The organism is Helicobacter didelphidarum, assembly GCF_003364195.1.
GTDB lineage: Bacteria > Campylobacterota > Campylobacteria > Campylobacterales > Helicobacteraceae > Helicobacter_A > Helicobacter_A didelphidarum.
Genome location: NZ_NXLQ01000015.1, coordinates 45,552 through 54,284, shown reverse-complemented (window position 1 = coordinate 54,284; position 8,733 = coordinate 45,552). Strand labels below are relative to the sequence as shown.

Here is an 8,733-nt window from a genome sequence, read left to right as displayed (position 1 = left end):
AATGAACTTGCTTGAGTATTCGAAGATTCTGTAAGAGTTCGGACTGCTTCTTCTAAATCTTTTGATTTAGATTCTAAGTCTTTAGCGAAGTTTGCTGAAACTCTTATCATATTACAAATAGAATCTCCTAATGAATTGACTCCTTTTTCTAATCCTTGTGGATTCTCTAATCTTTGTGTGAAGTCATTCTTCTCAAATGCTTGAAAAATGGCTGCTGCTTTTCCAAGATCTGGTCCTACAAGTCCTCTTAGTGTTGTTGACATTTCATTTAATGAAGTTTTTAGTTTCTCAACTTGAGGATTAGGACTTGTTTGTGTAACACTACCACCAAATCGTCCTTGTTTGGCTTCTTCAACAATATAGACAACTTCTTTTACAACATGAGAATCTTGTTCTAAGCCTTTTCGAGTTTTTTCAATATTTTCATTAATTGCCATAGCCATAGCACCAATTTCATCTTGTGCCGTAGGTTTAAGAGGTGGTGGGGGTGTTTGTGTTTCATGATTGAGGTATTTGAAAAAGCCAAAGAGTTGCTCAGAAATACTCCTTACTCTACCTACGACACGGAAACGTATATAATAGGATAATATAATCCCAAGAATAACATAAGAAATGAGATTTCCAACATAAAACATTAAACGCAGTGCATCAACAGATGCCAAAATAGCACTTGTTCGAATAGGTATCATAACACTCCAATATTCATTTAGACCTTGACCAACTTCAAAGTTAGCTACTCCAGCATATCCATGTTCCCCACGCATATTAGTAAAATCAAATATACCATCTTCGTGATTCTGAATCTTTTCCATAATTTTTTTAACAGTTGGGTCTGTATTTACATTAAAAATACTTTTTCCAAGAACTTCTTTATTATAGTGAATACCAATTACACCAGATTGATTCATAAGAACTCTGTAATCACCTTCAAAAACACTTAAACTCGCATCGATTAATCTTGGGGCAATAGCATCTAAATCAACAAATATACCTAAGACACCTTGCACATTTCCTGCTTTATCAAAAATAGGGAAATTCATACCAACACCCATTCTCTCTCCGAGATTCCCGATATTTTGCTTTGTTGGGATACCAACGGTTGGCTTTTTTGTCGTTAATGCTTTTTGCACACTACCAAAATTGAGAATAGAGGGATCTGCTTGTAAGACTTCTACTCCTCCATCAACATTTGGATTTTGATCATGAACAAGAATTAAAAATTCACCATTAGGAAGTTTATGTTTGGGATTTGCGATATTGTGTTGTGTATAACTTGGATCTTTAATATATAAATAAGCATAATTTCCCCATTGACTACTATCTACAAGATTCACTAAGGATTTTTCCATAATTGGTTGGTCGTCATTATAACCACTTTGTAATAACTCCTCAAATGTTTGCTTTGATGCTTTCAATCCAATAAAAACTTCGTTGAAAAAACCTTGAACAAGGTTTGCATAACGTTTAGAGGCATTGATGGCTAGTTTATGTGCTTCATCAATTTGAATCTTAGAAGACCTATCTATAATGATAAGGGCTACTGTGGTCATACATATCAAAACAATACCAATAACAAATAGAGTGATCCTAGTGCCTAATTTCATAGTTGAAAACATGATAAACCTTAATAATTTTAATTGTATAGAACTCGATTTCTCATTATAATATAATGATAGAGAAAAATCATATAAATCTACAAAAATAGTAATTATTTAATATTTTTTATTAAATAAAGTAACAATGTTATTATATTTTTAATATTAATACTATAACTATAAAATTTAAAATATAATAAGAATAAAAATTTTTCTAAATATTTATAAAATTATGGTAAAATCATTTACTTTAAAAACATAACATCTAAGGAGAATATTATGAGCCTAGAAACAATTAAAACTCACATGAATGAACACCATGCAAATAATCTTAAAGACCTTGTGTTAAAATATGCTAAGTTTGAACCAAAAGAAGTTATGCTGGAGAATGTAACAAAAGATGGTTTGTTTATTAAAGCCGATGGGAAAGAAGTTTTTGCACCATTTCCACAAGTAACAGAAGAAAAGGATTATAAAAATGCTATCATCGCACTTTGCCAATCTGCTACGCAACACAATGATGACAAGAAGAATGAAAAGATTGTCGAAGAAATTGAAATGTTTAAAAATGAATTTGAATCTGTTTTACTCGCTTCACTTTCTAGAGACAATAAACCCCATATTAGTTACTCCCCACTACTCAGATATGCAGATAGATATTTTCTATATATAAGCGAAGTCGCACAGCATTGTGGGAATCTCAAAGCAAATCCTGATAAAGTCCAAATTATATTTATTGAAGATGAGAGTAAAACAAAAACTATTATCGCACGAAAAAGGCTTACTTATGATGCACATGTGAAGTTCTTACCTCGTGATGATTTCTTTGATAAAGTATATGATAATTTTGAAAAACGAGTAGAAAATATCAATAAATCGGGAGGTGTATCAACAATTCGCGGTATGACTGATTTTCATTTGGTAGAAATTGATTTCCAAGAAGGAAGATTTGTAAAAGGCTTTGGAAGTGCATATCAAATTGATAAACATGGCAAAGTTTCTCACATTGGCGGAGGAAAAGGTGGTATGCCACATACAATGCCGCATGGTCATACTAAAAAACACTAAACATACATTTAAATTTTATCATTGTGGATTCTCAAAAAAATATTAGAATCAGCAATGAAGTTCTTCAATGATTAAAGTTTTGTATTATAAAAAATAAATATAAAAATTTTATTTTTCTTTACAGAATATTTTAATTATTTTCACTTTTTATCTTAATGAAAGAATGTAACAATATTTTATAGTCAAGTTCAATTATTATTAAAAATTAAGAATTTTGATTTTATTAACAATTTCACACAATAAAAACGATAGAATTATATAGTAAATTTCTCTGCGATAAATACAATTTATCAGCATTTTGTAATAATAAATTGTTGTTTGTTGGATACACATTAGTCTTAATATGTTTGAACAATCAAATAGAGTTTAAGGGATTATTAGTGCATTTTTTGATTGATTTTTTTAATGACGACGAAATAGAAAAAACTAAGCTATTTCCATTATTAAATTGTTCTAAACACGAAGCTATATTATTGCGTGAAATAGCTTATTGGTATTTAGAGCGTGAAAATGAGATTGAAGTATCATCTTTTCTTGAAAATCTTTATTGTGCTCGAGGTTTTGAAGTCCTACCATATCTTAAAGAAATTAAACGATTGATTGAATTAGGTTGGATACGTTGTTTAGAAAGAATTGAGAGTTCACTAGAGTTACGAAATAGCATTATCACACTTAGTCCAAATCTTTTAAAGCTTTTTGAAGAGGGTAGAATCCTAAATAGCTCCATTAAAGAGAAAGTATATAGTAATTCTCTTGAATATCTGCAAGATGAGTGGAATTGCTTAAATCTGTTGTTGCAATGCAATAAAACACCAATGTTGGCACATAATATACAATTATCAAATTCATGTAATTACTATATTAATACACTTAAAGAGATTATTCATAAAAATCTTACTCATAATAAAAAAAGATTTAAGATATTGGAATATTTTAGTAAAAATAGTTTCAATCGCTATGAACGATTAATATTTTTACTTCTTGCACAGGCACAATATAATGGTGCGTTTGGTTTATCTATGAAAGATTTGATTTTACTTGGGAATAACGAAGAGGAAAAAATTATTATTCAGAATCTTTTGAATACAAAAGCAAAACTTTTACAAGAAGGTTTTATTGCACACTCTGAAGAATATGCAGATTTTTCGTTTATGGAACAAGAATTTTATATTCCACAAAATATTTTTCATGCTCTCATCTTTGAAAAGAAGATGCAAAAAACAAAATTGCAAAATGAAGTTGAAAGCAGTGAAATCTTTGAACTTATTTCTCCCAAAAAAGGATTAGAAAGCGTTATTCTACCAGAATCTTTAAGAGAAAGATTTACCATTTTATTACAACACCTTGACCCAAATGTGCATAAAAAATTAAAACTTTGGGGAATTAAAGAAAATGCAGGGATAGATTCTAAAATTTTACTCTATGGAGATAGTGGAACAGGTAAAACTACAAGTGCATATGCTTTAGCAAAAGATTTAAAACAAAAGATTCTAAGCCTTGATTGTTCCAAAATCCTCTCCATGTATGTAGGTGAAAGTGAAAAAAATGTGCGAAAAATTTTTGATGAATACCACGCAATTGTTAAAAGAGCAAAGCAATACCCAATCCTATTGCTTGATGAAGCCGACCAGCTTCTAAGCACCCGTAATGATGTTGCAAGTAGTGCTAGTCGTATGTATCATCAAATGCAAAATATTTTTTTAGAACAAATAGAAAAATTTAATGGAATCTTAATTGCTACAACAAATTTAGTTGATAGTCTTGATTCAGCATTTTCACGAAGATTCCATTATAAAATTCGCTTTGAAAAGCCAAATTTTGATTTACGTGTAAAAATTTGGAAGCTTCATTTACCCAAAAATGCTGTATTTGCTACCTCAAAGAATGATATTGCTACAAAACTCGCAAAATTTGAATTAAGTGGCGGACAAATTAAGCTAATTGTAGAAAATACTTGCTACAAAGTTGCAACACGCAAAGAGGCAATTTTTAGTTATGATGACTTTACACAAGAAGTGTCTAGAGAACAAAATGGAGAGTTTGGAAGTATAAAAAAAATGGGATTTCTCTATTAAAATTAATGATATTAAAGGTAAAAGATAATGAAGCATTTTTGGCATTTTGGTTGTTTATTGAGCTTCTCTCTAATCCTAATTGGTTTAGGTGGTTGCTTTCTCTTTGGTGTAAAAGGCATTTTTGATAAAAGTAACTATCAAATCGTAAAGCTTGAAATTGACAACAGAGTAATTTTGAGTCCACAAGAAATAGCCAGTCAAGCAAAAGAACAAATTGGTAATGTTGCAGGAAACAACAGAAATGTTGCCTATGAAAGCTATACAACAAGGCAAGCAAGTCGTATTGATGATATTAATTCTGCGTTTGAGCAATTAAAAAATCGCAATCAAGGACATGAAACTGCAGATAAAGGCACACAGTTGACAGAGTTAGCAAGAATCACCTTGCAATCAACTTTAAACCTCGATAGAACACAAGATATGATTTATGGTAAGGCAGGTTGCAATGACTATACGGCGAAATTTTTTTGGCAAGATGCAACAAAAATTGTTGTATCCGGCACTGCTAGCACAAGAAAACTCTGTGCACCAAAAGAAATATCTGATTTTCAAAATACTTTTGTTCGTAACCTTGATGGAATCTATGCTGTTACGAAACTTACAAATCGTAGAGGATATGTTCTAAATAACGGACGCATGAGAATTTATATAAAATGAAATAAGATTCTAGAAACTATATAAAATAATATTAAAATAAAAATTTAAAAAATACATAGAGAGATTCTATAAATGAATGTTTTGATTAAGAAGGGAAGTGATGAAGACAATAAATGTTGCTATTATAGGTGTTGGTGTAGTAGGTACAAGTGTAATTAAAACCTTACAAGATAATCAAGATATTATCTCTGCAAGGACAGGAGTAAAAATTATCCCAAAGCTTGGTATTGCCAGAAATATCAAAAATAAATATGTTAATATTCCATTAAGCACAAATCTTGATGATGCACTAGAAAATCCAGAAATTGATATGATTGTAGAACTTGTTGGTGGTGTTGATTTACCTTTCCAAATTGCACTTAAAGCACTAACTAATAAGAAATCTTTTGTTACTGCAAATAAAGCAATGCTTGCTTATCATCGTTATGAATTAGAAACACAACGACAAGGCACTCCTATTGGCTTTGAAGCAAGTGTGTGTGGTGGGATTCCTATTATCAAAATCTTACGCGATGGACTTTGTGCAAATCATATTCTTAGTATTCGTGGTATTATGAATGGCACGAGCAATTATATTCTAACACAGATGAGTCATACAAATGCTGATTTTGAAGTGGCACTCAAACAAGCGCAGAATCTAGGTTATGCAGAAGCTGATCCGACACTTGATATTAATGGTAGTGATAGTGCCCACAAACTCTTAATTCTCTCATCTCTTGCTTATGGAATCCATGCAAAAGTCGAAGATATTATTATTGAAGGGATAGAAGGTTTAATTCCTGAGGATATACAATTTGCAAAAGAACATGATTATGCAATCAAATTACTTGGCATAGCAAAAAAACAAGACAATGAGCTTGATTTGCGTGTTCACCTATGTATGATACCAAAAGATTCTATGCTTGCAAAAGTTGATGGTGCAATGAACGCGATTAGTGTTATTGGCGACAAGGTTGGTGAGGGCTTGTATTATGGTGCTGGAGCTGGAGGTAGCGAGACAGCAAGCTCTGTAATCAGCGATATTATGGAAATTGCACGAAATAAGACTGCACCTATGCTAGGATATGTTTCAAATTCACAAAGCCTAGAACAAGTTGTAATGCTTGCTCCAAAGGAAAAAATTTCGAGTCGCTATTATGTACGATTAAAAGTAAATGATAAACCCGGTGTTCTCTCTATTATAGCCAATATCTTAGCAATATGGGGTATTTCAATCCAGTCTCTTATACAACGCAATGCAAATGAAAATTCCTATGCCAATCAGCATGAAATACAGCATAAAAAATCACAACAAAATCAGAATCTCGAGAGTGTTTTCTTGTTACTTTCTACACATATATGTTGTGAAACACAAATACAAGGTGCATTAAAAGAGCTTTATAATTTACAAGAAGTGTTAGAAAAACCATTTATGATACGAATTGAGCAACTCACATGAGATAATTTTGATATAATTAAGATAAGTGCGTAAACCTTTATTGAGAGTGCTTTAAAAATACTAACAGTTTTTAAAATTTATCTTACCTCATTTGCTTAAAATTCCTTAAAATATTTTATTTAGAGTAGTTTATAAATCTATATTTTTATTAATAATGATATAGATTTACTCATATAAACTCCCATAAATATAAAAAAATATTTTTATAAAAAATTGCATATCAAACTCAATAATAAAAAATACTATATAAAATATATTATCTTTTATATAAAAAGCTCTAAAAGAGTAATTAAATCTATTTATTTTATTAATCAATCCATTATATATGCGTTATATGGGGGAATATTGTAAATTTTACATAACAAAACATAGTTATAGTTTTTATTTTTTATAGATAAAACAACCTAAAAAATGTTAAAAAAATTTTACATTTTACTTGACAAACATCTAAAAAGTATGTCATAATTCTATTGTGTCCTAAGGAAGTTTAGGCACAAGTTATGATGAGGTTACCCCCTCCAATTTCCCTACATCATAACTTTCAGAATCCTTGCTCATCCCACAAGTGAAGATTTTGTTACTCTCCACTCCTTTTTATAAGCTCCATGTTGGAGCTTAATTTTTCATTTTACTCCTTTGTTTTATTTAAAATTTTTAGTCTTCGGGGTTTCTGAAGACTCTATAAAGCTTTATAATAATATGATTTTCTATATAAATTAGAGTTTGTTATTGTTTATGGTATATTTTATAATGTAGAATCTTAGTATATTAACTTTTTGCATTATCGTTATTGCTATAATAATAGGTGTATTAACTTTATGAGGATAATCAATGCAAGAATATAAGAAAGCTGTGATATTACTCAATATGGGAGGACCAAATAGTCTTGATGAGGTTTCTAGCTTTTTAAAAAACATGTTTGCTGATCCTTGCATTCTTAGCGTACAAAATGGTGTTTTTCGTTCAATGATAGGCAGTATGATTGTAAATTCTCGAGTTGAAAAAAGTAAAAAAATTTATAAACAAATAGGTGGATTAAGCCCAATAACATCAATTACTTTTTCTCTTATACAAAAATTACAAGCACGCAATCAGGATACTTTTTATACCTATGCGATGCGATATGTTCCGCCATTTTCATATCATGTCTTAGAAGAAATCATGCAAAAAGGAATTCAAGAGATTTATCTTTTTAGCATGTATCCCCAATATAGTTCTACAACTACTTTTTCATCATTCCAAGATGTTGCACAATCACTCAAAAAGCTCGAATTTACTCCAGAAATTCACACAATCGACAGATATTATAATCATCACTTATTTATTGATTCTATTTTAAATTCTGTGCAAACACACATAATGGGAAAAGATTCAAAAGACTTTATCCTTATTCTTTCTGCACACTCTATCCCTCTTAGTCGCGTAAAGAAAGGTGATCCGTATCAAAATGAATGTGAAGAATGTTATCATCTTATCAAAAAAGGTTTAGAATCAAGAAACTTATTTTTTAAAGATATTATTTTAAGTTATCAATCAAAAGTTGGACCTGTAAAATGGATAGGACCATATACAGATGAAATTATTAAACAATATGCGAAAAATAATAATATTATTATTTTTCCCTTAAGTTTTTCGATTGATAATTCCGAAACACGTTATGAACTCGATATCTTTTATCGAAATCTTGCTACATCTTTAGATGTCAAAGAATATATTGTATGTCCTTGCTTAAATGATAGTGAGGATTTTATTACATTGATTGAAAGCTTGATAATATAAGTTAATCGTTAAAAGCAATAATATTTATAGAATTTATATAGAATCAAATCACATATTTTACAAAATTTATGATTTTTACATTATATCCCCTTATTTTTTCTAAAAGATTTACTTACAATAT

At 30.0% G+C, this 8,733-nt stretch carries 6 protein-coding genes; 5 read left to right on the top strand and 1 reads right to left on the bottom strand.

Annotated features, from left to right (window positions below):
- A partial coding sequence (locus tag CQA53_RS07115; protein ID WP_147290008.1) for a methyl-accepting chemotaxis protein occupies window positions 1-1,616 on the bottom strand: 1,616 nt, incomplete at its 3' end.
- 258 nt (window positions 1,617-1,874) lie between these two features.
- Here CQA53_RS07115 and CQA53_RS07110 point away from each other — a divergent pair.
- From CQA53_RS07110 to hemH, 5 genes are all read left to right on the top strand, one after another.
- Window positions 1,875-2,663: a HugZ family heme oxygenase gene (locus tag CQA53_RS07110; protein ID WP_115543323.1), complete on the top strand. Its 789-nt coding sequence runs from the start codon at window positions 1,875-1,877 to the stop codon at window positions 2,661-2,663.
- Between the two features lie 380 nt (window positions 2,664-3,043).
- Window positions 3,044-4,738 carry an ATP-binding protein gene (locus tag CQA53_RS07105; RefSeq protein WP_115543322.1) on the top strand — a complete coding sequence of 565 codons (1,695 nt, stop codon included), beginning with the start codon at window positions 3,044-3,046 and terminating at the stop codon, window positions 4,736-4,738.
- A 27-nt stretch (window positions 4,739-4,765) separates the two neighbouring features.
- Window positions 4,766-5,395, top strand: coding sequence for an META domain-containing protein (locus CQA53_RS07100; RefSeq protein WP_115543321.1), 630 nt, complete (start codon window positions 4,766-4,768; stop codon window positions 5,393-5,395).
- A 100-nt stretch (window positions 5,396-5,495) separates the two neighbouring features.
- On the top strand, window positions 5,496-6,833 hold the full coding sequence (locus CQA53_RS07095; RefSeq protein WP_115543320.1) for a homoserine dehydrogenase: 1,338 nt from the start codon (window positions 5,496-5,498) through the stop codon (window positions 6,831-6,833).
- Window positions 6,834-7,664: 831 nt separating this feature from the next.
- On the top strand, window positions 7,665-8,612 hold the full coding sequence (hemH, locus tag CQA53_RS07090) for a ferrochelatase (RefSeq protein ID WP_115543319.1): 948 nt from the start codon (window positions 7,665-7,667) through the stop codon (window positions 8,610-8,612).
- Window positions 8,613-8,733 lie beyond the last annotated feature (121 nt).